At 54.9% G+C, this 26,412-nt stretch carries 22 protein-coding genes; 13 read left to right on the top strand and 9 right to left on the bottom strand.

Features of this window, described 5'->3' with window-relative positions:
• Positions 1 to 336: 336 nt before the first annotated feature.
• Positions 337 to 876, bottom strand: coding sequence for a GNAT family N-acetyltransferase (locus V6575_RS15285; protein ID WP_340275553.1), 540 nt, complete (start codon positions 874 to 876; stop codon positions 337 to 339).
• The gene (locus V6575_RS15280) at positions 873 to 1,445 is read right to left on the bottom strand and encodes a helix-turn-helix domain-containing protein (protein ID WP_340275551.1); all 573 of its coding nucleotides are present in this window, start codon (positions 1,443 to 1,445) and stop codon (positions 873 to 875) included. Before V6575_RS15280 ends, V6575_RS15285 begins: the two co-directional genes overlap by 4 nt.
• A 191-nt stretch (positions 1,446 to 1,636) precedes the next feature.
• On the opposite strand from V6575_RS15280, the gene V6575_RS15275 reads away from it, so the two are divergent.
• From V6575_RS15275 to V6575_RS15260, 4 genes are all read left to right on the top strand, one after another.
• Positions 1,637 to 2,203 carry an HdeD family acid-resistance protein gene (locus V6575_RS15275; protein ID WP_340275550.1) on the top strand — a complete coding sequence of 189 codons (567 nt, stop codon included), beginning with the start codon at positions 1,637 to 1,639 and terminating at the stop codon, positions 2,201 to 2,203.
• A 258-nt stretch (positions 2,204 to 2,461) separates the two neighbouring features.
• Positions 2,462 to 3,583: a TauD/TfdA family dioxygenase gene (locus V6575_RS15270; RefSeq protein WP_340275548.1), complete on the top strand. Its 1,122-nt coding sequence runs from the start codon at positions 2,462 to 2,464 to the stop codon at positions 3,581 to 3,583.
• 338 nt (positions 3,584 to 3,921) lie between these two features.
• Positions 3,922 to 6,138: an NADP-dependent isocitrate dehydrogenase gene (locus tag V6575_RS15265; RefSeq protein ID WP_340275546.1), complete on the top strand. Its 2,217-nt coding sequence runs from the start codon at positions 3,922 to 3,924 to the stop codon at positions 6,136 to 6,138.
• A gap of 151 nt (positions 6,139 to 6,289) precedes the next feature.
• Positions 6,290 to 7,069, top strand: coding sequence for an alpha/beta hydrolase family protein (locus V6575_RS15260; protein WP_340275545.1), 780 nt, complete (start codon positions 6,290 to 6,292; stop codon positions 7,067 to 7,069).
• 46 nt (positions 7,070 to 7,115) lie between these two features.
• Here the strand turns inward: V6575_RS15260 and V6575_RS15255 are convergent, their stop codons facing one another.
• On the bottom strand, positions 7,116 to 8,663 hold the full coding sequence (locus V6575_RS15255; RefSeq protein ID WP_340275544.1) for an esterase/lipase family protein: 1,548 nt from the start codon (positions 8,661 to 8,663) through the stop codon (positions 7,116 to 7,118).
• A gap of 171 nt (positions 8,664 to 8,834) precedes the next feature.
• Here V6575_RS15255 and V6575_RS15250 point away from each other — a divergent pair, with 171 nt between their 5' ends.
• Complete coding sequence (locus tag V6575_RS15250) at positions 8,835 to 9,548, top strand: HAD family hydrolase (protein ID WP_340275542.1); 714 nt, start codon at positions 8,835 to 8,837, stop codon at positions 9,546 to 9,548.
• A 50-nt stretch (positions 9,549 to 9,598) separates the two neighbouring features.
• Here V6575_RS15250 and V6575_RS15245 read toward each other — a convergent pair whose 3' ends face one another.
• Positions 9,599 to 9,973: a winged helix-turn-helix transcriptional regulator gene (locus V6575_RS15245; protein ID WP_340275541.1), complete on the bottom strand. Its 375-nt coding sequence runs from the start codon at positions 9,971 to 9,973 to the stop codon at positions 9,599 to 9,601.
• Between the two features lie 62 nt (positions 9,974 to 10,035).
• Here V6575_RS15245 and V6575_RS15240 point away from each other — a divergent pair, with 62 nt between their 5' ends.
• The 3 genes from V6575_RS15240 (at position 10,036) to V6575_RS15230 (ending at position 13,067) form a co-directional block, all read left to right on the top strand.
• Positions 10,036 to 10,650: a LysE family translocator gene (locus V6575_RS15240; RefSeq protein ID WP_340275540.1), complete on the top strand. Its 615-nt coding sequence runs from the start codon at positions 10,036 to 10,038 to the stop codon at positions 10,648 to 10,650.
• A gap of 571 nt (positions 10,651 to 11,221) precedes the next feature.
• Complete coding sequence (locus V6575_RS15235; RefSeq protein ID WP_340275539.1) at positions 11,222 to 12,436, top strand: NADP-dependent isocitrate dehydrogenase; 1,215 nt, start codon at positions 11,222 to 11,224, stop codon at positions 12,434 to 12,436.
• A 235-nt stretch (positions 12,437 to 12,671) separates the two neighbouring features.
• Complete coding sequence (locus V6575_RS15230; RefSeq protein WP_340275537.1) at positions 12,672 to 13,067, top strand: DUF983 domain-containing protein; 396 nt, start codon at positions 12,672 to 12,674, stop codon at positions 13,065 to 13,067.
• Here V6575_RS15230 and V6575_RS15225 read toward each other — a convergent pair.
• From V6575_RS15225 to V6575_RS15215, 3 genes are all read right to left on the bottom strand, one after another.
• Entirely contained in the window at positions 12,961 to 13,296 is a 336-nt protein-coding gene (locus V6575_RS15225; RefSeq protein WP_340275707.1) for an aspartate/glutamate racemase family protein, read from the bottom strand. The genes V6575_RS15230 and V6575_RS15225 overlap by 107 nt on opposite strands.
• A gap of 27 nt (positions 13,297 to 13,323) precedes the next feature.
• Positions 13,324 to 14,625, bottom strand: a complete 1,302-nt coding sequence (locus tag V6575_RS15220; protein ID WP_340275535.1) for a cyclic nucleotide-gated ion channel — start codon at positions 14,623 to 14,625, stop codon at positions 13,324 to 13,326.
• A gap of 191 nt (positions 14,626 to 14,816) precedes the next feature.
• Positions 14,817 to 16,037 (bottom strand): GGDEF domain-containing protein, encoded by a 1,221-nt coding sequence (locus V6575_RS15215; RefSeq protein ID WP_340275534.1) that lies wholly within the window; start codon positions 16,035 to 16,037, stop codon positions 14,817 to 14,819.
• A gap of 346 nt (positions 16,038 to 16,383) precedes the next feature.
• On the opposite strand from V6575_RS15215, the gene V6575_RS15210 reads away from it, so the two are divergent.
• The gene (locus tag V6575_RS15210; protein ID WP_340275532.1) at positions 16,384 to 17,511 is read left to right on the top strand and encodes a glycerophosphodiester phosphodiesterase family protein; all 1,128 of its coding nucleotides are present in this window, start codon (positions 16,384 to 16,386) and stop codon (positions 17,509 to 17,511) included.
• Here the strand turns inward: V6575_RS15210 and alaS are convergent.
• Entirely contained in the window at positions 17,483 to 20,143 is a 2,661-nt protein-coding gene (alaS, locus tag V6575_RS15205; RefSeq protein WP_340275530.1) for an alanine--tRNA ligase, read from the bottom strand. The two genes, V6575_RS15210 and alaS, sit on opposite strands and share 29 nt — an antisense overlap.
• Before the next feature lie 294 nt (positions 20,144 to 20,437).
• The gene (recA, locus tag V6575_RS15200) at positions 20,438 to 21,508 is read right to left on the bottom strand and encodes a recombinase RecA (RefSeq protein ID WP_340275529.1); all 1,071 of its coding nucleotides are present in this window, start codon (positions 21,506 to 21,508) and stop codon (positions 20,438 to 20,440) included.
• Between the two features lie 339 nt (positions 21,509 to 21,847).
• Between recA and V6575_RS15195 the strand changes: the two genes are divergently transcribed.
• From V6575_RS15195 to V6575_RS15180, 4 genes are all read left to right on the top strand, one after another.
• Positions 21,848 to 22,774: a carbohydrate kinase family protein gene (locus tag V6575_RS15195; protein WP_340275528.1), complete on the top strand. Its 927-nt coding sequence runs from the start codon at positions 21,848 to 21,850 to the stop codon at positions 22,772 to 22,774.
• 150 nt (positions 22,775 to 22,924) lie between these two features.
• Entirely contained in the window at positions 22,925 to 23,842 is a 918-nt protein-coding gene (locus V6575_RS15190; protein ID WP_340275526.1) for a pseudouridine-5'-phosphate glycosidase, read from the top strand.
• A gap of 244 nt (positions 23,843 to 24,086) precedes the next feature.
• Positions 24,087 to 25,301, top strand: a complete 1,215-nt coding sequence (locus V6575_RS15185) for a cell surface protein (protein WP_340275525.1) — start codon at positions 24,087 to 24,089, stop codon at positions 25,299 to 25,301.
• Between the two features lie 151 nt (positions 25,302 to 25,452).
• Entirely contained in the window at positions 25,453 to 26,382 is a 930-nt protein-coding gene (locus V6575_RS15180; protein ID WP_340275524.1) for a DUF6384 family protein, read from the top strand.
• The last annotated feature ends 30 nt before the right edge of the window (positions 26,383 to 26,412 follow it).

Here is a 26,412-nt window from a genome sequence, read left to right as displayed (position 1 = left end):
AGGAAGCGAACTTCCAGCAGCATCAAGGGTCACATAGTGCAAGTTGAAACCGCCTAGGCGCGTCTCGCAAACATCAGCCAACACCAAAAACTTTCAGCGCAATCAGCGGTCATCCCGCACTTGATGCGGGATCCAATCCAATTTTCGGCACAGGACAAAGGTGGGCTAGAGTGCGTGCCTCACCTCTACAGACTGCTCGCCACGTCCGAACCAATTGAAACGGGCATTGGATCCCCGATCAAGTCGGGGATGACCGCTGAGTATTTAGTTAGTCGAGCGGAAAGATCGAATTCTGTCATTCCAGACAAGTGAGGGAGAAAGGTGGGATTCGCCCCCCTAAAGCTGCTTGTAGAACACCGTGGTTGCATCAAGACTGCCGTGAGCCGAGGTGGCATAAGCGGGAATTACACCGACCCGGATGTAGCCGCACTGGGGATAGAGACCTTCGGCAGTATCGCCGGTGACTGTGTCCAGCACCAAAAGTGTCCGGCTCAGCGACAGAGCAAGCCCATCGAGCGCGCCCAGCAGCTTGCGCGCCAGTCCTTTGCGCCGGGCGGTCGGGTGCATCAACAATTTGGCAACTTCCGCCCGGTGGCGACCATTGTCCTGTTGCGCAAGTTCAAGCATCACCGTGCCAACAATGCGCCCCTCCATCCGCACCACCAGAAGATGCCGCTCGCCGCGTTCAATCCCATCCAGCCTGGACGCCCAGAACGCCTCTGCCGCGGCTTGCGTAAACGGCAGAACAAAACCGACACCCGCCCCATCTTCAACGCAAGCCCGTAGCACCTCGCCAAGCTCGCTCACACCCGCCCGCGCCTCAGACACAGTCAGAAGTTCAACCGGTAATTCCGGTGTGAAAGTAGAATTTATCATGGTGTCACCACTGTCAGGATGTAATGCGCCGTGTCAGGACCTGGCGCGTGATAGCTGTTTGGGCCATTGAGCTTGAAGCGCAGGCTATCGCCTGCTGACAGCCGGTGCGTCACATCGCCTGTCGCGCTGCCCCCCAGCGTGACCTCCAGTTCCCCCGATTGCAGCCAGAGATGATGCTCCAGATCCGGAATGGGTGTATCCGCATAGGAGACCCTCGCACCGGCAGGAAGCTCTCCAGAGATCATGGACCCTCTGTATCCGGGCCGCGCTGGCGACAAGCTGCGGCGGCGAAACCCCGATTGGGGATCGGTCCACGTCGCCTGCTCGTCATAGACAATATGATCAGCACCCCGGTCTTCGGCCTGCGCAAACAGCACCGCCATCGGAAGCTGGAACGCCTTGCACAGACGACCCAAAACCACAGCCGTCGGACTGGTCTCGCCCCGCTCTATCCGAGACAGGCTTGCCCGGCTGACGTCAGACTTTTCCGCCATTTCCTCAAGCGACCACCCGCGGGCCTGTCGAAGTCCCGTCAGTCTTGCCGCAAGCTGCGTCTCCAGCGATGACATGTCGCCACTCCCCTCAACAATTTCCCATAATTGAGAATATTTCCCAGTAACGGGAAAAACAAGTGCTTTTAACGGCCTTGCTCTTGGGCTCAGCTCTTGCGGTAAATTATATCGCCCCACAACGAATGCTTTGGTAACGGTTCGAATGCCATATACACTGGGAAACAACATTCATTTTACCGAGGCTAAAAATGTCAGATGCACAACAAACTGCCCAATCCGTACTCGAAAAAATCGAAGACAATTGGGCTTGGTTCCTGATCCTGGGGATCGCATTGCTGCTCGGCGGGCTGGTCCTGATCGCAGCTCCCTATGCAACGTCGGTCGCTGTCACCCTGTTGATCGCAGCCGTGCTTGTCGTTGGAGGTGCCATCCAGATCTATCAAGCCTTCAAGGGCAAGAATGGCAGCAGCTTCTTCTGGAGCCTGATCACCGGCATTATTGCCCTGATCGGCGGCATTGTGATTTACACCAATCCACTTGCAGGCACATTCGCTCTCACGCTCGTTATTGCGGCTGTCTTTATTGCACAGGGTATCAGTCAGCTGTTGCTCGCCTTCAAGATGAAGCCTCACACAGGCTGGACCTGGATCGCACTGGCTGGTGCTATATCCCTTGTCGCCGGTGTGATGATCTGGCTTGAGCTGCCATCTTCTGCCGCATGGGCCCTCGGCCTGATCGCTGGCATCTCGGTCATGTTCAACGGCTGGAGCTACATCGCAATTGCGCTGGCCGCCCGTGCCATGAAGAAGGCCTGATCAGTTTTAAAAAATTCAGTCCGCAGAAGATCCTGTCTGCGGACTGAAACTCGTGTATGATGGACAATCAGGCGAACACGCTGTTTTGGCAACACGCCGGTCTTTTTGAAAGAGAACCCTCCATCATGACCGCCGTCGTTGGCCGAAATCACGGTCTGCCCCACGCCAAGGCCCACTGGTGGTGGCCGCCTCCCCGTTTTGTATGACGCACTGGCCGTTTGAACCGGCATCAGCTCCACATACAATCGGGATTTTCTCATGATCACTGCACATCTGCACGGCGATGCCCGTGCGATTGACGTCGCGTGGCCAGATGGCCGCTCGGCAACATTCCCTGCTATTTTCCTGCGCGACAATTGCCCAAGCGGTTTTCACCCGCAAACACTTGAACGCGAGTTTGACCTGACCAGCGTCGACGTCGACATTGAGATCGGTGACGTCAGCCTCGACAACGGCGACCTGACGGTCACCTGGAAGGCTGGAGATCACACCAGCCGCTTTTCCGCCGATTGGCTTTCGGCTCACACACCCGGCACCGCCTTTGATGATCCGGCAGACGTGATGCCTGAGATCTGGCGCGGCACGACGTCCAAGACTGACCTGCCGAGCGCCACCGCTGCAGACCTCTTGTCAAATGACAGCCGCCTGCTTGCGTTCCTAAGAGAGACCAAGCGCACCGGACTGTCGATTGTGACCGATATGGCAAACGATGCAGAAGCCGGCATGACCGTTGCGCGCCGCATAGGCTTCCTGCGAGAGACCAACTTCGGCCAAACATTTGAAGTCATGTCCAAACCAGACCCAACCAATCTGGCCTACACATCCCACGCCCTACCCCTGCACACCGATCTGCCAAATCAGGAGCTCGCCCCTGGCTTTCAGTTCCTGCACTGCCTCGCAAATGAGGCAGACGGCGGCGGATCAACCTTCTGCGACGGGTTTGCAATTGCACAGGACCTGAAGGCACAGGACCCGGATGCCTTCAACTTGCTGGCGACGGTGCCGATCCCGTTTCGCTTTCAAGACAATGGCTATGACATCCGCAACCACCACACAGTGATCCAGCTGGATCATTCAGGCGCTGTTACGGAACTAAGGATCAACGCCCATATTGCCTCTGTTTTCGACATGCCAGCGGATCAGATGCAGACCTATTACAGAGCCTATCAGACCATACTCGGCATGACCCGCGCCCCGGCCTACGTGATGACGACACGGCTGGAGGGCGGCGAAATGGTGATTTTTGACAATCGCCGGGCGCTGCATGGCCGCGCGGCCTTCGATCCCTCCACCGGATTTCGCCACTTACGGGGCTGCTACGTTGATCGCGGTGAATTCGAAAGCCGGATCCGGGTCTTGTCGCGAGTCAATGCAAGCTAGACGACAAAGCAACATATGCACGGGCGGTTCTCATAGCCGCCTGTGCCAAAAGCTCAATCCACTGCAATATCACACTTCCCTTCTCACCTTTCTCGCAAGTTCTGTCAGTTGGCCTTTCCCGGCAGCTTTGATAGGGTCCGCCCGAACTGTGTTGAAGATCAATTTCCCGTCTCGTTTTAAGGGGCTGGAAATTCATTGCGTACAACCGTATACACGTCCGCAATATCCGATACCGGAGACTTGTGATGCCTGATCCGCGCGAAACCATCGTGTTTCAAACCGCCGCGTTTCAAGTTTCAGTTTCCGCTCATTGATCAAGCCTTAGGGAACTTAAAAGTATGGCCGACATCATTTACACCAAGGTTGACGAAGCGCCTGAACTGGCAAGCGCGTCTTTCCTGCCGATCATCCGTGCCTTTACCAAGGAAGCCGGAATTTCAATCGGCACCAAGGACATTTCCCTGGCTGGCCGTATCCTGTCGAACCTGCCACAGTATCTGACCGATGCACAGAAGCAGTCGGACGATCTGGCCGAGCTTGGCGCTCTGGTGAAACAGCCGGATGCCAACGTCATCAAGCTGCCAAACATTTCCGCATCCCAGCCACAGCTGAACGCCGCGATCAAGGAACTTCAGGAGCAGGGCTACAAGATCCCGTCCTATCCGGACAGCCCGGCTACAGATGAAGACAAGGCCGTCAAAGCCATCTACGACGGCATCAAGGGTTCAGCCGTAAACCCGGTGCTGCGCGAAGGCAATTCGGATCGCCGCGCACCAAAGGCTGTCAAGGAATATGCCAAGAAGAACCCGCATTCGATGGGTGCCTGGCTGACGACTTCCAAGACCCATGTTTCAACCATGGGCCAGAACGACTTTGCTGCCAACGAAATCTCGACCACGATTGCAGCGGCTTCTGCTGGCACAGCCAAAATCGAATTCATCGGCAAGGATGGCACGGCCACAGTCCTGAAAAACAACCTGTCCCTGACCCAAGGCGACGTTCTTGACGCCACCTATATGAGCGTCAAGGCTCTGCGCACATTCCTGGCTGCAGAAATCGCAGACGCCAAAGCAAAAGGCGTCTTGTTCTCCGTCCACCTCAAAGCCACCATGATGAAGGTCTCCGACCCGATCATCTTCGGACATGTTGTTTCCGTATTCCTGAAGGACGTCTTCGACAAACACGGCGAGGCTCTTGCGGAAGCTGGCGTTAATCCGGATCTCGGCATTGCCGATCTGGAAACCAAAGTCGCAGCGCTTCCAGCTGAAAAGGCTGCTGAAATTCAGGCAGACATCAAGGCAGCTCTCGACACTGGCCCGGCCATGTACATGGTCAACTCGGACAAGGGCATCACAAACCTGCATGTCTCTTCCGATGTCATCATAGATGCCTCCATGCCAGCGCTTATTCGTGCAGGCGGCAAAGGCTGGGGCCCGGACGGCAAGGAAGGCGACACCAAGTGCGTCATTCCGGACAGCTCCTATGCTGGCATCTATGATGCGGTTATCGAATTCTGCAAGGCAAATGGCGCTCTCGACCCGTCCAAGATGGGCACGGTGCCAAACGTCGGCCTGATGGCTCAAAAGGCTGAGGAATACGGCTCCCACCCGCAGACGTTCAAGGCCCCGGCAGACGGCACGATCCGTATCGTCGATGCAGCTGGCAAAACGCTCCTGGAACACACCGTTGAAGGTGGCGACATCTGGCGCGCGTGCATGACCAAGGACGCTCCGATCCGCGATTGGGTCAAGCTTGGCGTCAGCCGCGCCCGCCTGTCCGGCATGCCGGGCATCTTCTGGCTCGACAAGAACCGCGCCCATGATGCTGAACTGATCAAGAAGATCGATGCCTATCTGCCGGATCACGATACATCTGGCCTTGATCTGAAAGTCATGACCCCGACAGAAGCGGCCCGCTACACAACAGAACGGATCGCCAAGGGCGAAGACACGATTTCAATCACCGGCAACGTGCTGCGCGATTACCTGACTGATCTGTACCCGATCCTGGAAGTTGGCACTTCGGCCAAGATGCTGTCCATCGTTCCGTTGATGAACGGCGGCGGCCTGTTTGAGACCGGCGCTGGCGGCTCGGCTCCAAAGCACGTGCAACAGCTGATGGAACAGAACTACCTGCGTTGGGATTCACTCGGTGAATTCTGCGCTCTGGGCGCATCTCTGGAACATCTCAGCCAGGTGAAAGACAATGCCAAGGCTGCCATTCTGGCCGAAACGCTGGATATGGCGACTGAAAAGCTTCTCGATGAGGGCAAGTCCCCAAGCCGCCGCGTTGGCGGGCTGGACAACCGTGGCAGCCATTTCTACATCGCGCTTTACTGGGCGCAGGGCTTGGCTGCACAGGACAAGGACGCTGACCTGAAGGCGCATTTCACGCCTGTGGCAGCGGCTCTGACAGCCAATGAAGACAAGATCGTCGGCGAATTGAATGGCGTTCAGGGCAGCCCGGTCGACACCGGCGGTTACTACCATGCTCCTGCAGATAAGGTCACCACCGCGATGCGCCCAAGCGCCACGCTGAACAGCATCATCGGCTAACGGCGATTTGATTGATTGAATGCAAGAGGGCGGCTCATTGAGCTGCCCTTTTTCTTTGGATCGCCATATCTTTGGCTTTAAGATCAGACGTGTTTTGCCAAGCTGAATAGCTCAACCGTTGCAGAGCGGTATTGATCAAGGACATGACCTCATGCCCCTCGCCGTCATTCGCCGATTATTGCCCGACTTCGGCACCACTTATGGCCCGCCAAGTGATGGCCCGTTTCCAGCAGTTCTGATCCTGCATGGCTCCGAGGGCGCTTTTTCCGGCTGGTCTCATCGAACCGCAGCCATTCTCGTCGCCTCAGGCTATCTGGCCTATCCACATGGCTATTCCAAAGGCGGCAATGCGTGGAATGCCGGATCGATTGAAGATGTCGAACTCACGAGAACTGTCGATGCACTGGCCTCCTTGCGCGATTTTTCCGCATGCGACGGACGTATTGCCATTTATGGTGTTTCCCGCGGCGCCGAACATGCGCTCCTGGTAGCCTCCATGATGGCCCGACATGGTTTGGCACCTCTACCCGATGCTGTTGCGTGCCTTGCGGCTCCAGATGCCGTCTGCGGCGCGTTCGATGCACGCAGCTATCGCGACCCGGGAGACCCGGGTTGGCAGGCATGGGATGCCGCACGGCGGGCATGGCTGTGGAACGGAACCAGCAACGGACTTCTGCCGACATCCCCCATCCCAGTGGAGGCCTATCCCGGACCATTGTTCCTGGCCGCTGGTCTGGATGACCGCACCTGGTCACCCGAAATGACCCGCCGCCTGGAAACCCGGCGCAAGGATGCCAGCCTTCCAGTTGAGGCCCATTACTATCAAGGCGAAGGCCATCTGCCCGGCAGCGACGGTGAAAACAACCATCATAGCCTGCTGCTTAACTTCCTGGACCACAGTCTGGCATCACAACCACAACCACAACCGTGATGACGACTGGGTGTTTATCAAGTCAGCGTCCGCCCGTAACGCCTTTCTACTGCGCCAATACCGGCACCACAGTCGTCGCGATGCGCGGTTCACCGACACCGTTGTCGATGGTCACAGTCACGGCAACCTCGCCCGCCTGCTGTCCGGTGGCAAAACTGGCAGAGAACGATTGCTCAAACGGATTGGAGGGATCGGAGGCTTGCGGGTCAGACACAAGTGTCACAGGTTTCGGACCTTCACCGGGCAGCGCAACAGTCATTTGAAGCACATTCCGATCTGCAGGCACCTGATTAGCCAGTCGCAGATGGACGATCGCAGTTGCAGTCCGGCCAGTCTGATAGACCGGCTGGTCGATGACAACAGCAACGCCGACAAGTTCAACCATGTCACCGATGGAGGTCAAAATCGAGGTCCGCTGACGCACTGGTACCGTTTCAATCGCCGATTTCGCGCCATTGGCCAATGCCGCAATCAGGAAGTCCTGAACCGAAGTATCGCTCAGAATTTCGTCATGGGTTGAAAAGCTCGTCGGGTAGGTCACACGTTTTTCGAGCACTGCGCTGTCCCGCAGCACGGTTCCATCGCCCTGCCAACTTGTCTGGATGTCGAAATGTCCACGACCGTCAATGAACTCCAGTAAAAATTGCTGCGGCGTGCGTTGATCCAGACCGATGACGAGGACACTCTGGATATCGGCAGGCAAAGGCTCGTCTACGATACGCCGCAGTTCTTTCTGGCGATCGCTCACATCAGCCAAATCAGGCAAGGTCTCCGCATTCACACCTTCCCAATTGAGTGCAATCCATGCCTCCGCCCGATTGGCGAGAAGTCTGCTCACCAACGACGGTGTCTCGCCGCAACAGCCTTCATAATCGGGCATCAGCTCAAACATCGAGGGAAAGGTGAGGATCGTGCGGCGAAAGCCCTCCAGCCCTCCCATGAACAGATTGGCCGTGCCCCAACCATGTTCGGCCAAATCAAGCGCCTTCACAGAACCGCGCCATGGCGTTCCGGCGCTGATCAGCTGCTTGATGTTCTTTGCATTCGCATCATTATGGGCATAAGTCCGTGAGATTAAGCCACCCAGACTATGCGCGATAATATCAAATTCACCATCACCGACACCCGAAGCTTCAACAAAGTCACCGAGGCGTTTTGCATTCTCAAAAACGCTCAGCCGCCAGTCATAATCGAAGATGAAGAGTGTTTCGCCTTCCCGGTATCCCGCCTGTTCGAGGCGTTCGATGAACGGACCATAGACATCCTGTGTGTAAAGACCAAGGAAACTGACCTCCCGGATCAGCCCGCAAGGCTCAACGTCGTCCGCTCCTTCAGTCAAGGCCAGCGATGGAAACACCCCAATCGCACCGACAGTGCCCCAGACCACCGTTTTCTCGCCATCCGGCCCAGTGCGGCAAAGTTGGGAGCCCAACAAGCCTGGCACAAACACCAGAGGACGCTGTGGACCAGCGGGTCCCGTATCGGCAGTTTGCTGCGCATGAGCAACAATGCTGCTCAGCAGGGCCAGCAAGGCAACGAACGGAAAGACGACAGTACGCATCATTTTACCTGAAAAACTCATCGGATTGGTCATGAGCGCGATATCGCAACCCTATGACTGTAATACAAGTGTTCTGCATCACAATAGAACGTTTCAATTGACGGTCGCGACAGAAACACCGATCCCGTCCCTGCAACATAGGCTAGTTAGCCGAATCAGCACAGTTTGATCAATGGCTGCACGGACCCAGCAAAGCGACATGTCATGACCAACACCACTTCCATCAAAGCTATCCTGTTCGACAAGGACGGAACCCTGCTTGATTTCGACGCCAGCTGGGCCGGGATCAACGAAGCTTTAGCCCAGATGGCAAGCGACGGGAATCCGCAGTTTACCGATAAACTGTTGCGGATAGCCGGGATGGATCCGCTCAGCAAGTCGACCTCTGCAGGCTCTCTTTTCGCTGCAGGAAATTCGCAAGAAATTGCTGAGGCCTGGATATCTGCAGGGGCAAAATTTGATCAAGCCCAGCTGGCGTCTGAAATCGATAAGTTATGCATCGAGGGCATGCGCAGTGCTGTGCCCCTGCCTGGCATCCCTGGGGCCCTGCACGCCTTGTCAAAAGCAGGCTTCAAGCTTGGCGTTGCCAGCAGTGACAGTGAAGCGAGCATTCATGCTTTCTTGCAGGCAACAGGCCTGTCTGGCCATTTTGAATTCATTGTCGGATATGACAGCGGTCATGGCCCCAAGCCGGAACCTGGCATGATGACAGGCTTTGCGGCAGCTATAGATCTGCCCGTCTCCGCAATCGCCATGATCGGCGACAACACACATGACCTGATCATGGCACAAGCTGCCAGTGCTGGCCTCAAGATTGGCGTCCTCTCCGGCACCGGCACAGAGGGTGATCTTTCCCCGCTCGCTGACATCATCCTCGAAAGCGTTGCAGGTCTGCCCGACTTTTTAGACAACGTTTAAGACATTGCTTTGGCAGGTATATCGGCTCTGGCAGATAATTGCCGCCAGTCTCATGGCATCTCCGACATCTCGTCCAATGCCTTTGCCCAATCCTTTGACCAAAGCCCGAGCGGCACCAGCTGGTCATAAAGCTCACGGCCCAGCGCGGTCGTGATGTACCCACCCTCGCCGCGCGTGACGAATTGCGCGGCCCGCAGTTCCCCAAGCCGCTTGTTCAACACGGCAGGCGAAATCGTCTCACATCTCTCCTGCAGTTGCCGAAAGGTCGATGGCTCATTTTCCCGCAAGGTCCAAAGTACGCCCATGGCCCAGCGCCTCCCCAGAAGGTCAAACAACGCCATGATCGGTGCACCACTGCGCGACCCGCGAACAGGCGTGCCTGGATGGGGAAAGTCAGCGGATTTGACGTATGCTATTTTTTTCATAGCAACCCTCTTTATAAAATGCTATGAATTGAATAGCATGTAAACCCATTTGGAGGAAGCGGATGTCCATCGAGCTTTGGCTTACATTTATTGCCGCAAGCGCCGCGCTGCTTGCTCTTCCCGGTCCGACGATCACCGTGGTGATCGGTCATGCGATCTCCGCCGGAAGGCAAAGCGTCTGGGCGACGGTTCCGGGCGTGGTCCTTGGAGATTGCGTTGCCATGACCGCCTCGCTTCTGGGGGCCGGTGCCATATTGGCCGCCTCGGCAACCCTCTTCACAGCCCTCAAACTGGCAGGCGCTGCCTATCTCATCTGGCTGGGCATTGGCCTCTGGCGCAAAACCCCAAATCTTGAAGCCCTTGACACCAAGAGCGCTGCGCAATCCAATCGCAGCATTTTTTGGAACTGCTTTGTCGTCACCGCCTTCAACCCCAAGGACATCGTCTTCTTCGTCGCCTTCGTGCCGCAGTTCATCAGCTCATCGCACGCTTTCCTGCCCCAGATTGCCATCCTGGAACTCACGTTTTTGGCCATGGTGGGCGTCAATGTGGCACTTTGGTCCCTCGCCGCCAGCCAACTCAGAACACGGCTTGCCCGCCCCGGCAGGGTCCGCCAGATGAACCGCATAAGCGGCAGCGTTCTGATCGGTGCAGGCCTTCTGACAGCCCGAGCCTGACGGGCGCGAAAATCGGAGCAATGCCGCACCTCTCGTCGTGGCAACCGAGTGCTCGGGCTGACATACGGATCAAGAGGCACCTTCATGCCCTCAGGCGTCATCCCCGACTGGATCGGGGCCCCATTGGCTTCCGAAGCCTTGAAGTAAAAGCATCGAGGATGCGACAAGGTAAAGCGCATTCCCAGCGCCCTATAATGCGGCGGCGCGGATTGGATCCCCGATCAAGTCGGGGATGACCGTTGAAGGTGGTGCGTCACTCTCGCCACACACTCAGCGTCATGCCATGACCATGCCAGGCATCTATGCCGTTTCAGCTTCTTAAAGACAGCCTCTGCGACTTGAAAGGGTCGCGGCGTGGATCACCGGATCATGTCCGGTGATGACGGAGCAAGGGGCAACGCACTGCCACAAACACGAGGCTCACGCCGAACAATCTATCTCGTATTTACATTCAACCCTATCCCCATCCCACACCCTTTCTGCTAACCTGCCTCATCCCCATTGCACCGCACACAGTAATCGTATACATCGGCACACAATACTCCCAAGACCCAGATGAAGGCCCGCTCCCATGGCGAAGATCAAGGTAGATAACCCGGTCGTTGAACTCGACGGCGACGAGATGACCCGGATCATCTGGCAGTTCATCAAGGACAAGCTGATCCATCCGTATCTGGATATCGACCTGGACTATTATGACCTGTCAATCCAGAAGCGCGACGAGACGGATGATCAGATCACCGTGGATGCTGCCGAGGCAATCAAGAAACACGGTGTTGGTGTCAAATGTGCGACGATCACCCCCGATGAGGCCCGTGTCGAGGAATTCGGTCTCAAGCGCATGTACCGCTCGCCCAATGGAACGATCCGCAACATCCTGGGCGGTGTGATCTTCCGCGAGCCGATCATAATGGACAATGTGCCGCGTCTCGTGCCCGGCTGGACCCAGCCCATCATCGTTGGCCGCCATGCTTACGGCGATCAATATCGCGCCACCGATTTCCGTTTTCCGGGCAAGGGCAAGCTGACAATCAAGTTCGTCGGCGAGGACGGCGAGACCATTGAGCGGGATGTGTTCGACGCCCCCAGCGCCGGTGTCGCCATGGCCATGTACAATCTGGATGACAGCATCCGCGACTTTGCCAGAGCCTCCCTGAACTACGCCCTGCAGCGCGGCGTGCCATGTTACCTGTCGACCAAGAACACCATCCTGAAAGCCTATGACGGCCGCTTCAAGGATCTGTTCGAGGAAATCTTCGAAGCCGAGTTCAAGGACGCCTACGCCGAGAAGAAGATCTGGTACGAGCACCGCCTGATCGACGACATGGTCGCCAGTGCCCTCAAGTGGTCCGGCGGCTACGTCTGGGCCTGCAAGAACTACGACGGCGACGTTCAGTCCGACATCGTGGCACAGGGTTTTGGCTCCCTCGGCCTTATGACATCGGTCCTGATGAGCCCGGACGGCAAGACTGTGGAAGCGGAAGCGGCCCATGGCACGGTGACCCGGCATTTCCGTCAGCACGAGAAGGGCGAAAGCACGTCGACCAACTCCATCGCGTCAATCTTTGCCTGGACACGGGGCCTTGCTCACCGGGCCAAATTGGACGGCAACACCGCGTTGAAGGATTTTGCCGAGACCCTTGAGAAAGTCTGCATCGACACGGTGCAAAGCGGCTTCATGACCAAGGATCTGGCGCTGCTAGTCGGCCCCGAACAAGGCTGGCTCACCACCACTCAGTTCCTCGACAAGATCGACGAGAACCTGTCCAAAGCCATGGCAGGTTGATCAGCTATAGCTGCCTGAACACAGCATTCTAAGCTCAGAGAAAGGCGTCCATCGTGACGCCTTTTTAATGTCCAAATCGGGAGGGCATCGGACATCCACATACAACCGTGACGTCAATATGCCGCGCCGGTTTCAATTGCAGGCCGACACAAGTTGCCTATGCTGCATTTCAGGGAAGATGACTGTTTGGCGCTGCCTTGCACCTCTTTATGATTTCAGATCAGGATGAGCTAAAATGGACACTGAGCGCAACTCGGGCCGCAACTGGAAAGCAATCCCGCCGTTTGAAACAGGCATAAAGGGTCGTTGCCCGCGCTGCGGCGAAGGTCATCTGTTTAACGGGTTCCTGACCCTCAAACCTAAGTGCGAGTGCTGCGGTCTGGACTACAGCTTTGCAGATCCCGCTGACGGCCCGGCCTTCTTCGTCATCTGCTTTGGCTGCATACCGGCTGTCGCCTTTGCCATGTGGCTCGAAATCGCTCACACCGCGCCCTATTGGATTCATTTGGTTACGACACTGCCAATTATTCTGCTGACATGCATACCGCCCTTGCGTCCCCTGAAAGGGTGGTTGGTTGCCAGTCAGTATTTCTACAAGGCTCAGGAGGGGCAGCTGGATACACCAAGCTAGCAGCCCCACCAAGCTCCACCCGCCGCGCCGCCTGGATCATCAGAGCACGCGCACGATCCCAGTCTCCAGCAGCCTGACAGGCTTCAATTTCCGCAAAGTCGAACGACCAGAGCAGAAGTTGCGCCGAATGCAGGCCACCCAGCTTTTCACGCGCCATGCGATTGAGCATTTGATAATAGGTCTGGGTACTTTCCCAGCTCATTCCACCAAGCATACCAATGGTTTTCATGATGCCCGCACCCCGTCATAAGCGCGGTTAACTGGAAGGTTTTTCATCATCACTCACATCCTCTGGCCGCGCTTTATCATCTGAGAACATTTCAGACTGATCGGTATCTTCCTCACCGCGAACCACATCAGCTTGTGCCAGCTCTTCGCTGGCCAGATCACCAGCCGCATTCAGAGCCTCGTCATGTCGGCGCTCAGCTTCCTTCAGGATCTTCGTTGCCAACCCGGGTGCTTTTTCCATCATCAACTGCAAGGCATGGGCCTCAAGAACCAGAAGATCACAATCATGAAACGCCTTGATTGTCGACTTTCTGGGTCGCTGATGAATCAGCGCCAACTCGCCGAAAAAATCGCCATTCGATAGATAGACTGTTCCACTGTTCAGTTCGATTTCAGCGGTGCCTTCGGATATGAAAAACATCCGATCAGCAACATCTCCCTTCTCGGCAATGATTTTACCAGCCTTCACCTTCTGCGCCTGAAGCAAACGGGCAACATCAGCAATTTCCGTCGCTTTAAGGTCTTCAAAGAGCGGCACGCGTGCAACCATCGACCAGGTGACCACGAAATCACGACTGTGAATCTCACGAGCAAAAGCCGATGCGATGATACCGACCGGCAGCGCAATCAAGCCATAGCCAAGCAGCATGAAGAAGCCACCAACGGTTTTACCCAATCCCGTGACCGGAACAACATCGCCGTAACCGACCGTTGTCACCGTTGCAATTGCCCACCAGATCGCATGGGGAATACTATTAAACTTGTCTGGCTGGGCATCATTCTCGATCAGGTACATCACGGTAGCTGCCAACAGGATCACCCCGGACACAATCATGGTCGCGCCCATCAAGGCCCAACGTTCACTCGCAATCGCCTGTAAAAGCGAGCGAATCGCTGGGGAGTAACGCGCAAGCTTTAAAAACCGCAGCAATCTGAGAACAACAACCACCGTAAATGAATTATCCGGTAGAAAAATAACCAAGAGAAACGGCAGGGCCGCAATCAGATCGACGACCGCATCCAGATGAAGCGCATAACGCAGACGTGCGCCTAATGGCCCGTAGCGACGCAACGGCGGATGCAAGTCTGAAACGTAGAGGCGCAATCCATACTCAATAACGAAGATCAAACCCGATAGCAGCTGAACATAGATCAGTATGCCGTCGTAGGAGGCACGGACCTCTGGCAATGTTTCAAGCACCGCTAGCGCTACATTGAGGACAATCAACACCACGATCCCCTGCCGGATCGCGCGGGCAGCGACACGATGATCGCCAGTGTCCTCCAGCAGGCCGAAGAGAAATCGTTTAAAAGTCTTTTGCTTAGTCACTCAGATACTCTTGTGCGTTTCGAGAAAGCCACAATTAGGATCAGAGGCATTAGTTGCAAAAGCGACAAGCCCCGTAAACCACTCATGCCTATACGGAAAAACGCAGAAACACAAAGTCATAGATTTCAAATGTAATTTTGCTCTCAAGAGCGGCAATTCATTGATTTGCGCACGCCATCCTCACCCGCTTATCACGCAGACAGCTGGACAATCTCATCCATAACAGGCTCCATGTCAGGATCCTGAAGATCCCTGTCGAACCGACAGCAAGTGTTACGGCCAAGTCGTTTTGCGCGATAGAGCGCCAAATCAGCATCTTCATAGAGACGTTCAAACCGAAACTCGGTGGTCTTTGTATCCGCTAAGCCAATACTGATAGTGAAACGAATAATCTGGCCTGCATACCTAACATCCAGAAGTGCTGTTGCCTTGCAGATATTCTCAGCGAGAAGATCAAGGGACGGGCCCAGCAGGCCAGGCAAATATATTCCAAACTCTTCGCCGCCAATACGGCCGCAGATTGTCCGATTGTTCGAGATCGACTTCAAGAAATGACCGAAGCGTTGCAGCACAATGTCACCAACCTGATGGCCATAGGTGTCATTGACCTGCTTGAAGTGATCAATGTCAATGATGAGAAATGTTCCACCACCGCACTGCTCCTCAGACAGCATTCCCTGCACCCCCTCCAAAAAGGCGCGCCGATTGTTCAGGCCAGTCAGTTCGTCAGTATAGGCAAGCCGCTTAATCTTAAGCTCGGCCCTATCCTTCGCCAGGACCACGCCCAGAAATGCAACAGCTACGGTATGCAACATGGACAAGACGGTAAAAACAAAGAGCCAGTTGGAAACAGGGATAAAACCATTGAACTCAATAGGCCATTCGATCGCAAACCAAATGGCAACGACGTGGATCAGGCCAAAGCTGACGTAAGCCGAGAACGCATAGCGAGCCGATGGAAGAACCTCGCCCATTTTTCCCTTGCGAACTTCATAAGCGGCCAGAAAAAAGAACATGGCTGCAAAAAAGAAAATGTAAATCTCGCGCCAAAGTGCAAACGTATCTACTGACCTGTCCGCCCAAATGGCCGGCGGTATAAAACCAAGGGCAACAAATGCAGGTATACGCACATCAATCATTCGCCCCTGGAACGATCGCATCCCCATCCAAACACAACCAAGTCCCATCAGAAACAACATGCAACCAATGTAATCGCTGACCCAAAGTGGAACGAAAGACCGGCAAGCTATCAGCAAGCCGCCAATGGCAGGTGCCCAAAAGGTGAATGCCCAACAACGCAAGTGCATGGCCGATGGCGACCTGACAAGCGCAACCGAAACAAGGACGAGGAAAAACAGATAAATAGACGAAAGACATACCAGAACGGATGGAACGGAGAGAATAAGCTCCAAAACACACCTCCGTAAGATTGCCATGGTTATTACACTCAATCGCATAAGGCCGGAGATGTTATTCGAGTGCAACAAAAACAAAATGCATCTGAGAGTTATATGCAGAAATCATTTATCAGTTGCACAGTTGAATATCTTTGACGTCTCCCAAATTAAGAGATCTACTCATTAAGTATCCTTAGCCGTTAAAACATATGCATTTTATGCATACACTAATCCATAAATTAGATTTGAAATACAAATGGCAGTAGGACACTGTGTCGCCCCATTACTTTGTAAAAAGTGAAATCAAAATTCATTCCTCTTGTAATTCTCGACTAATTTATGTCCCGGATAAGATTTCCCCATGCGCAATACGCTCTTTGCTTTCATCGCCATTGCCCTTGGTCTCCACTTTGTAAATGCTTCCCGCTTTGCACCTGCCCCTGATGCCAACATCCACCTCATCGCCCACAGGGGTATTCATCAAACTTATTCTTCCAAAGACTTGAAGCGGGACGATTGCACTGCAACTCGCATCAATTCCCCCACGCATGAGTATCTGGAAAACACGATACCTTCGATGGAGGCGGCTTTTGCCGCTGGCGCAGATGTGATCGAACTGGATGTCGCTCCGACAACAGACGGTCAATTCGCCGTATTCCATGACTGGACCCTGGACTGCCGGACAGAAGGAAGCGGCCCCGTACGCGCCCAATCCATGGATGCACTCCGCAAGCTTGACATCGGATATGGCTATACCGCTGACGGCGGAAAAACATTCCCTTTTCGTGGCAAGGGCATCGGCCTCATGCCCAGCTTGACCGAGGTCTTGAACCGATTTCCCGAAGGCCAGTTTCTCGTCAACTTCAAAAGCAAGGACAGCACAGAAGCTGATGCCCTTGCCAAATTGTTGGCAGAAAACCCTCGGTGGCGCGACAGTATCTGGTCTGTCTATGGCGGCGAAATTCCAACGAACCGGGCCCATGAGCTCATGCCTGACATCATGGGCTTCACCAAAGACGGGATCAAATCCTGCCTGAAAGAATATATTGCTCTTGGCTGGTCAGGCCATGTTCCGGACGCATGTAAAAACACACGCCTGATGATCCCGTCTGATTACACCTGGCTAATATGGGGGTGGCCAAACCGTTTCCAGCAACGCATGCAGAACAATGGCACAACAGTCATTTTGACAGGCCCGCTTAAAGGCTATGGTGGCATAGAAGCGCTACAACATCCTGCAGAGGTGATCCCAGATCATTTCATTGGTTACGTCTGGACCAACAAGATCGAAGAGATCGGCCCGATTCTGGCATCAAGTCCGCGGCCAGACTCAACGGTAACGTTCAATCCTGACCTGGGGCTTCCCAATCAGGAGCCCCAGCCAGAATTTCAGGCACCCCCGCGCGTTTACTGCTGCGCACCGCCGCCAATCCAGGTGCCGATATCGACAAGACCCGACATCAAAGCGCTGTCAGATAAGCCTCAATAGCCTCGATAGCAGCGCCTGCCTTGGATCCGTCGGGACCACCGGCCTGAGCCATATCTGGCCGACCGCCGCCACCACGGCCGCCAAGGGCTTCCGATCCGATGCGGACGAGATCAACGGCCGTGACCTTATCGGTCATGTCCTTGGTGACCGCAGTCACGATGGCCGCTTTGCCATCGTCTGCAACATTGATCAGCACCACAACGCCGGACCCGAGCTGGGTCTTGGCCTGGTCCGCCAGACCCTTCAGGTCTTTCGGGCTGATGCCATCGACCGTGCGCGCGATCAACTGGAACGCACCAACTGTTTTGACAGCTGCTTCGCCAGTCTCTGAATTACCGACCATGGCAAGTTTCTTCTTGGCTTCGCCAAGCTCTTTTTCAAGCCGCTTGCGCTCATCCACCAGCTGGGCAACACGGGCAGTCACATCGCCTGCGCCAACCTTCAGAAGGTTTGCAAGATTGCGAACCCGCTTGTCCTGTTCGTCCAGGTAAGCCCGCGCAGCCTGCCCCGTCAAAGCCTCAATGCGCCGCACACCGGCAGCAACTGCGCTTTCATTGACCAGTGTGACAAGCCCGATATCACCTGTCCGGTTTACATGTGTGCCACCGCAAAGTTCAACAGAATAGGCTTTGCCAGCCTTGTCGCCATGAAGGGCCGTCCCCATGGTCACAACGCGCACTTCATCGCCATATTTCTCGCCAAAAAGCGCCATCGCGCCGCTTTCAATCGCATCATCAACGGCCATTAATCGGGTTTCCACCGAGGCGTTCTGCAGGACGATTTCGTTGGCAAAGCCCTCGGCGGTGGCCAACTCCTCGTCACTCATCGGCTTGGGATGAGAGAAGTCAAACCGCAGTCGATCTGGAGACACCATCGAACCCTTCTGGGCAACGTGAGTTCCAAGCACTTCGCGAAGCGCTTCATGCACAAGGTGAGTTGCCGAATGATTCGAACGGATCGCGCCACGGCGCGCCGGATTGACGTGCAGCTCAAGGGCAGCACCCACAGTCAGTGTGCCTTCTTCGACCGTGATCGAATGAACAAACAGACCATCAGCCTTCTTGTGAACATCGGTAACCTGGACCTTGAGACCCGGTGCACTGAGTACGCCTTTATCGCCAACCTGGCCGCCGGATTCGCCATAAAACGGCGTCTGGTTCAAAATCACAAAGCCGGACTGGCCAGCTATCAGCTGTGGAACCTCGTCGCTCTCCAGTACAAGTGCGAGCGCAACGCCTTCGGCTTTTTCGGTTTCATAGCCAAGGAACTCTGTCGCGCCAAATTTCTCTTTGAGGCCGAACCAGATTGTGTCTGTTGCCGAGCTGCCGGAGCCGGACCAATTCGCCCGAGCCTCGGCCTTTTGCCGCTCCATCGCCGCAGCGAACCCATCTGTATCAACGTCAATGCCGCGAGGCCTCAATGCGTCTTGGGTCAGATCCAGCGGGAAACCGAATGTATCATAGAGTTTGAAAGCTGTTTCGCCATCAAGCTGCCCACCCTCAGCCAGCTCAGCCGTAGCACCTTCCAAAAGCCCCATGCCGCGATCAAGCGTCTTGCCGAACCGCTTTTCCTCAAGGGTCAGCGTTTCTGTGATCAAGGCCTCAGCGCGCACAAGCTCAGGATAAGCCTGCCCCATCTCCCGTATAAGCGTGGAGACCAGTTTGAACAGAACTGGATCCTTGGAGCCCAGAAGATGCGCATGGCGCATACCGCGCCGCATGATCCGGCGCAGGACATAACCGCGGCCTTCATTTGACGGCAGAACCCCATCAGCGATCAGGAATGCAGTAGAACGCAGGTGATCGGCAATGACCCGGTGGCTGGCAAGAGCAGCACCATCGGCCTCAACACCGGTTGCATTGGCAGATGCCCCAATGAGCGCGGTGAACAAGTCAATATCATAGTTGTTGTGAACGCCCTGAAGGATTGCAGCCAGACGCTCAAGGCCCATTCCAGTATCGATAGACGGGCGTGGCAGATCAAGTCTTGCGTCCGGTGTCTGCTCATATTGCATGAACACCAGATTCCAGATCTCGATGAAACGATCACCGTCCTCATCCGGGCTTCCAGGAGGGCCGCCTGCAACATGCTCTCCGTGATCATAGAAGATTTCAGAACACGGCCCACATGGCCCTGTGTTGCCCATGGTCCAGAAGTTGTCTGATGTTGGGATGCGGATGATCCGCTCGTCAGTCAAACCTGCGATCTTCTTCCACAGAACAGCAGCCTCTTCATCCTCGGAATAGACTGTCACGACAAGTTTTTCGGCAGGAAGACCATACTCGCGGGTGATCAGATTCCACGCCAGCTCGATCGCCCGGTCCTTGAAATAGTCACCGAAGGAGAAATTGCCGAGCATTTCGAAAAATGTGTGATGGCGCGCCGTATAGCCAACATTGTCCAGATCATTGTGTTTACCGCCGGCACGGACAACTTTCTGCGCAGTCACAGCGCGCGAATAGTCCCGAGTCTCAAGACCGGTAAAGACATTCTTGAATTGGTTCATTCCCGCATTTGCGAACATGAGGGTGGGATCGTTTCGCGGAACCAGCGGGCCGGACTCGACCACATGGTGGTCGTTGTTTTTAAAATAATCCAGAAATGTGGATCGGATTTCATTCACGCCGGTCATACGGTGTCTCACCTAGGTCCTGCCTGCCGGTTCCAGCAGGGCAATCTATCTTGGGCCGGGCCGCCTATCGTGTCTTCACCCGGTTGAACTTGCCTTTTATCTTTCCGGCGGGGGGCTGTCCAGAACGGCATGTGTCCTAAATACCTGCCTGTCAGCGCCAAAAGAAAATTCCCACTGTGTGAGAACAAGCTTCAAAAACGAAAACCCTCCGCACCTGCAGGCACGAAGGGTTATTATTATTGGCTTATAAAACCAGACCTGCCCGTTCCAGGGATCAGCGATTAGGCCTGCAGATCAATCCTCGACGTCTTCGTCAGCGCCTTTTGGATCAATGATCGCTTCAGCAATCAAACCGGCATTTTGACGAACGGCCAATTCAATCTCATCGGCCACTGCAGGATTATCACGCAAGAACTGCTTGGAGTTCTCACGGCCCTGACCAAGCCTCTGGCTGTTGTAAGAGAACCAGGCACCTGATTTTTCGACAATATTGCCTTTAACACCGAGATCGATGAGTTCGCCAACCTTGGAAATGCCTTCGCCATAAATAATGTCGAATTCCACCTGGCGGAATGGAGCCGCCAGTTTGTTCTTCACCACTTTGACGCGGGTCTGGTTTCCGGTCACTTCGTCCTTGTCCTTAATCGCACCGATACGCCGGATATCAAGTCGAACAGACGCGTAGAACTTCAAGGCGTTGCCACCGGTCGTGGTCTCCGGTGAGCCGAACATCACACCAATCTTCATACGGATCTGGTTGATGAAGATGACCATGCATTTCGACTTAGAAATCGATGCGGTCAATTTGCGCAGCGCCTGGCTCATCAAACGAGCTTGCAAACCGGGCAGACTATCGCCCATCTCGCCTTCAAGCTCGGCCTTGGGTGTCAGGGCAGCAACGGAATCAATTACCAGAACATCAATCGCCCCGGAGCGGACCAGCGTATCGGCGATTTCCAGCGCCTGTTCACCGGCATCAGGCTGTGAAATCAGCAGGTCATCAATGTTGACGCCAAGTTTACGGGCATAGATCGGGTCCAAGGCGTGCTCCGCATCAACGAATGCGCAGATCCCTCCTGCCTTTTGGGCCTCGGCAATTGTATGCAGCGTCAAGGTTGTTTTGCCGGAAGATTCCGGACCATAAACCTCAACGACACGCCCACGCGGCAATCCGCCGATACCAAGGGCAATGTCCAGACCAAGAGATCCGGTCGACACAGACTGGATCTCGACAACCTGACCGGCTCCCATCTTCATGATGGAGCCTTTGCCGAAAGCACGTTCAATTTGCGATAGCGCTGCATCCAACGCTTTTGTCTTATCCATCTGGCTGCTCTCTACGAGACGTAATGTACTCTGTGACATGGCTCATGTTCCTTATTCCACGATGGACCCGTCGTTTCAAACTGTCCTTTTGTACCTTTTTTGTTCTCATTTTACAAGGTGCCATGAGTCATTGTTTTTTAACGTTAAATATCAAAGTGTTCTAGTAATGTTCCAATCACTTTAATTAAATATTACGCAACGTAAATTCTGCACTCGAAAAAGTTATACCCAGAATCAGATGCGATCACCGACCTGATTCTCTGTCTCTTGCCCCTTGTCATCCCGCCTGATAACCAAACGACCAACTCAACTCACGGAGTATCGCATGCTTCCAGTGAGTTTTACCGCACCGCGAACGACCCATTGCAAAGGCCAGACATGCACGGCTCCCCATCACACCCTGCTTCTATCTGTCCAGTAGCCTGCTTTGGCGCGATCCATTGGGATATCATCGCCCATGCGGACAGGGCTATTTTGCGGGACACATCGACCCCGGCAAGGCTTGATCCAAAACCCGGTGGGGTGGCAACAAACGTTGCGCGAACACTCTCCAAACTCGACATCGACACACATCTGATTGGCGTTACTGGTGCAGATCCTGCGGCTTTAGCCATTCAGGCACAGCTCCAGCGCGATGGCATCACGTCACATATTCAGGAACGGCAAGGATTCGACACAGGACAATATCTTGCCTTGCATGATCCAGATGGCAGCCTCACTGCGGCTTGCATTGATGACCAGGTCTTGAGCACTGCCTCCATGGAGCATTTTCAAGCTTCGGCGAACGGCCTGCCCAAAGATGCGCTCTGGCTGTTGGATGCCAATCTACCTGCCGATATTCTGGAAGGTCTTGCAGGGCTTGCGCCAACAGCGCGCCTTGTTGCCGACGCCGTATCAATTGCCAAGGCCCCTCGCCTGAAGAGCGTCCTGCCCAAACTCTCATTGCTCATTTTAAACACAAGCGAAGCTGCCGCGCTGACAGACTTGCCAGACGATACTCAGGCAGAAAAATTATCGGCCATCTTGCTGGATCAGGGATGCTCCGCAGTTGTCATCACAGCTGGCGCAGCGCCGCTTCATTACAGAACAGGCACCACAACTGGAGAGCTTCACTCACCAAGCGCTGAGATCGTCGACGTGACGGGCGCAGGCGATGCTTTGATTGCCGGAACGCTGGCGGGTTTGGCAAGAGGTGCTGACCTGCACGAAGCCCTGACATACGGCCAGAAGGCTGCACTGATTACTTTGCAAGCTTCCGGTGCCGCACCCGACATTCTCACCTGGGCTGCGATGAGCAAAAGCTGAACATCCTGCGCTCCAGAGGCCACAACTCTGTCAAATGAGAGAAAACTGGCCAAGTTCGAAGAACGCAACTCGACGGAGACCCATCGACTTTCTATATAAGCCAAAAGCGGATGCAGTTTCCGCACCTCCCTGATGTGAAAGAGATCAACCGTGACCCCTGCCGACTTGATTGCCCCGACCGCGGAAATTCGGACAGCCCTGAGCGAAGGCAAACCCGTCGTGGCTCTGGAATCCACCATTATCACCCATGGCATGCCCTTTCCCAGCAATGTGGAAACAGCCCGCCTTGTGGAAGCTGACATCCGGGCAGAAGGTGCGATCCCCGCGACCATCGCTGTTCTGGACAGCCGCATTCGCATTGGCCTGGATGATGATGATCTGGACCGGCTGGCCAAAGCCGAAAACGTCATGAAGTGCTCCCGCGCAGATCTGGCCTTTGCAGTTGCAAGCGGGCGTCCGGGATCGACAACAGTTGCGGCGACCATGATGGCCGCCTATGCAGCCGGTATTTCTGTTTTTGCCACGGGTGGCATTGGCGGCGTTCACAAGGGTGCAGAAGAGACATTTGATATCTCAGCAGATCTTGATGAACTCAGCCAAACGCCCGTGCTTGTGGTCTCGGCCGGTGCAAAGGCCCTGCTTGACATCCCCAAGACAATGGAAGTTCTGGAGACCAGAGGCGTTCCGGTCATCGCTTTTGGAACAGATGAATTGCCAGCCTTCTGGTCGTGCAACAGCGGACTGGCCGCCCCTTACCGTTTGGACACGCCAGAGGAAATCGCCCGACTTCTAACAACGCGCGAAATTTTCGGCAGCCACGGCGGTGTTTTGATCGCAAATCCGGTCCCGCAAGAAAGCCAAATCCCACAGAACGAAATGGCTGGTTACATAGACGCGGCAATCGCCCAGGCAAACCAGAACGGCATCACCGGCAAGGAAGTCACTCCTTTTGTCCTCGGGACGATTTTGAAATTGACAGATGGTCGCTCTCTCGACACGAATATCGCACTGGTGCGCAACAACGCTCGCCTGGCTGCACGTATTGCCGTGGCTCGGGCGAGCAAATAAACGCCGAAGTCGCCGATAGGGTGATTGCAGCAGGCTAAAACTGCCACTGTGATTGGATTATGACCTGGCAACCTGTCGTAGTCAGGTCACAGATAGGCCCTATTCGCGAGCAAGGTTGCAACGGAACCGTTTAAGCCGTTGACACCATGGCGTCACCTTGACCAAGTTAATCTGCTAAGGGACGACAGACAATATATGCCGCTTGGGCACAGCTCACGGCCTTGAAGATTGGGAGTATATTGCAATGGTTGAAGTGACAGGACATGGCGCAACAGAGGGTGCTCAGGTGGCTCCCTCCACCAGTGTCACGCCCTTGCAGTATCTTGACCGCGCGTTGGGAAAACTGCGCGATCTCGGCATCACACCCGAAACCGAGACTGATGCTCCGATCAACGCCCTTTTGGAGCAGATCTCCGATCTGTCCCCTGACAAGGTTCTGATCATCACCCGGACGCTTGGACAAACCTCTCACTTCAACGAAGTCGTTCGCAATCAGGTTCGCCAGATGGACATCGGTGAGCGCTATGAAGAAATCACCGGCGCTTTCAGTTCGATTCGTGACGATGCAAAAGCGCTGGTTGACCAATTGGCTGATGGCAAGATTTCCTTCATGGAGTCCATGTCGAACAAGTGGCGCGACATGCGCCGTGGCACAATCTCCGACCGCTTTGACGACATTCGCGACACCTACAAGGAAGTCGCCCGTGCCACGAAAGATCAGATTGAGCGCGAACAGACAATTCTGGATTCCTACCGCGATTTTCGTGGTGCCCTGAAACAGGCTGAAGTTCAGGCTCTTGAAATCCTGAACATCGCCACCTCAAAAATGGACTCGGCAAAAACCGAACTGGAAGCCTCCTCGGCTGAAGTGGCCGCCTATTCAGGCGAAGATCCAGCGAACAAGGCCCGTCTGGAACTCGCCCGCGATGAAAAACTGCGCGCGATGCAGGATGAAGAAAAGCGCTATCAGATCGCCAAGGATCTGTCGGACAATCTGACCATTGGATACAACACATCTGAAGTCATCATGGCGCGCCTGATGCAGACCACCAATGCCAAGGAACGGGTTTATGCCCAGTCTGTCAGCTTCTTCTCGACCAATGAATCTGTTTTGACGGCCTTGAATGCGTCTTTCACCGGCCTTCAGGGATTGCACGAATCCACTGAGACGCTGAATGCCATGAAGGAAGGCATTAACAAGAGCCTGGAAACTCTGGCTGACATCGGCGATGCCGTTCAAACGGAAGCTTTGAAGGCTGGATACGGGCCGACAGTCGCTGCTGCTTCAGTGAAAAAGCTGGTGGATTCAGTGGTCAATTTCCAGGTTCAGTCACGCGAAATCATCAATGAAATGCGTGACATGTCCACCAAGAACTCCGAGGAAATCAGAACGGCTGTGGAAGATGGCAAACGCCGTCTTGCCAAACTTGCTGCTGAGGGCAATGCCCTGACCAGCTGAATGTCCGGCTGACATGCACTTGGTGACCAGCATTTGGCAACAGGTTCTGATAGGCTCTTGCAGTGACATTCGAAGCGGAAACAAAGTCACCGGGATGATCCAGCATCTAGCTTGATCCATCCCGGTGTTCATCTAGCGGAGACGACGCTTTATGGCGGAAAAGGCAGAGGCCCCGCTCGACGATCTGATGATGGCAATGGATGTGGTGGACACGCTCCGCCACGATGAATCTGTTGTGATGAAGGAGCTGGGCGCGCAAGATCGCGATGCTGGCATGATCGACCGTTTGCGGGAAATATACGCATCCCAAGGCATCGAAGTCCCTGATCATATTCTGCAATCAGGTGTCGAAGGGCTCAAGGAAGACCGCTTCGTCTACGCCCCGCCCGCATCCGGGTTTCAGCGTATGCTGGCCCTTGTCTATGTCAGTCGATTGCGCTGGTCAAAGTGGGCTGCCGGTGTGCTGCTTGTTGTGGTCATCGCCGTGGCAGCCTGGCAATTTTTGATCATTGCCCCCCGTGAGCGAGCAGCGGCAGCCTTGAAGATAGAACTTGCCGAGCAATTGCCCGCACGCCTCGCAACCCTTGGCGAACGTATTGCCGCACTGGCCCAGGACCCTGACGTCAAGTCCGATGCAGCCCGTATTCAGGCCGACGGACTGATTGCCGCCAAGGATGGCGATGCCGATGCTGCCAGAAAGTCGGTCACAGATCTCACCCAGCTTGCAAGCGACCTGTCTGCAGTCTTCACCGTACGCATTGTTTCCCGGCCTGGCACTCCAACCGGCGTGACACGGATCCCGGATGTGAACCGCAAGGTGAACAATTATTATCTTGTGGTCGAAGCTCTGGATCCGGACGGCAAAGCAATCAGCCGAAAAGTCCTGTCAGAAGAAGACAGCAAATCCAAAGACGTGACCATCTGGGCACAACGTGTCAGCAAAGGCCTGTTCGATCAGGTCCGCAACGACAAAAAAGATGACGGCATCGTCCAAAAAGCACTGATCGGCACCAAAGAACGAGGCCAGCGCGACGTTGATTGGACCACAGGCGTTCAGGACGGAGCGATCACAAAATGGTAAACTACGATGGCATATCGCCTGAGGAGGTCG

Source organism: Roseibium algae (genome assembly GCF_037783265.1).
GTDB lineage: Bacteria > Pseudomonadota > Alphaproteobacteria > Rhizobiales > Stappiaceae > Roseibium > Roseibium algae.
The sequence above is the reverse complement of the archived record's forward strand: the minus strand, read 5'-3'. Positions and strand labels throughout refer to the sequence as shown.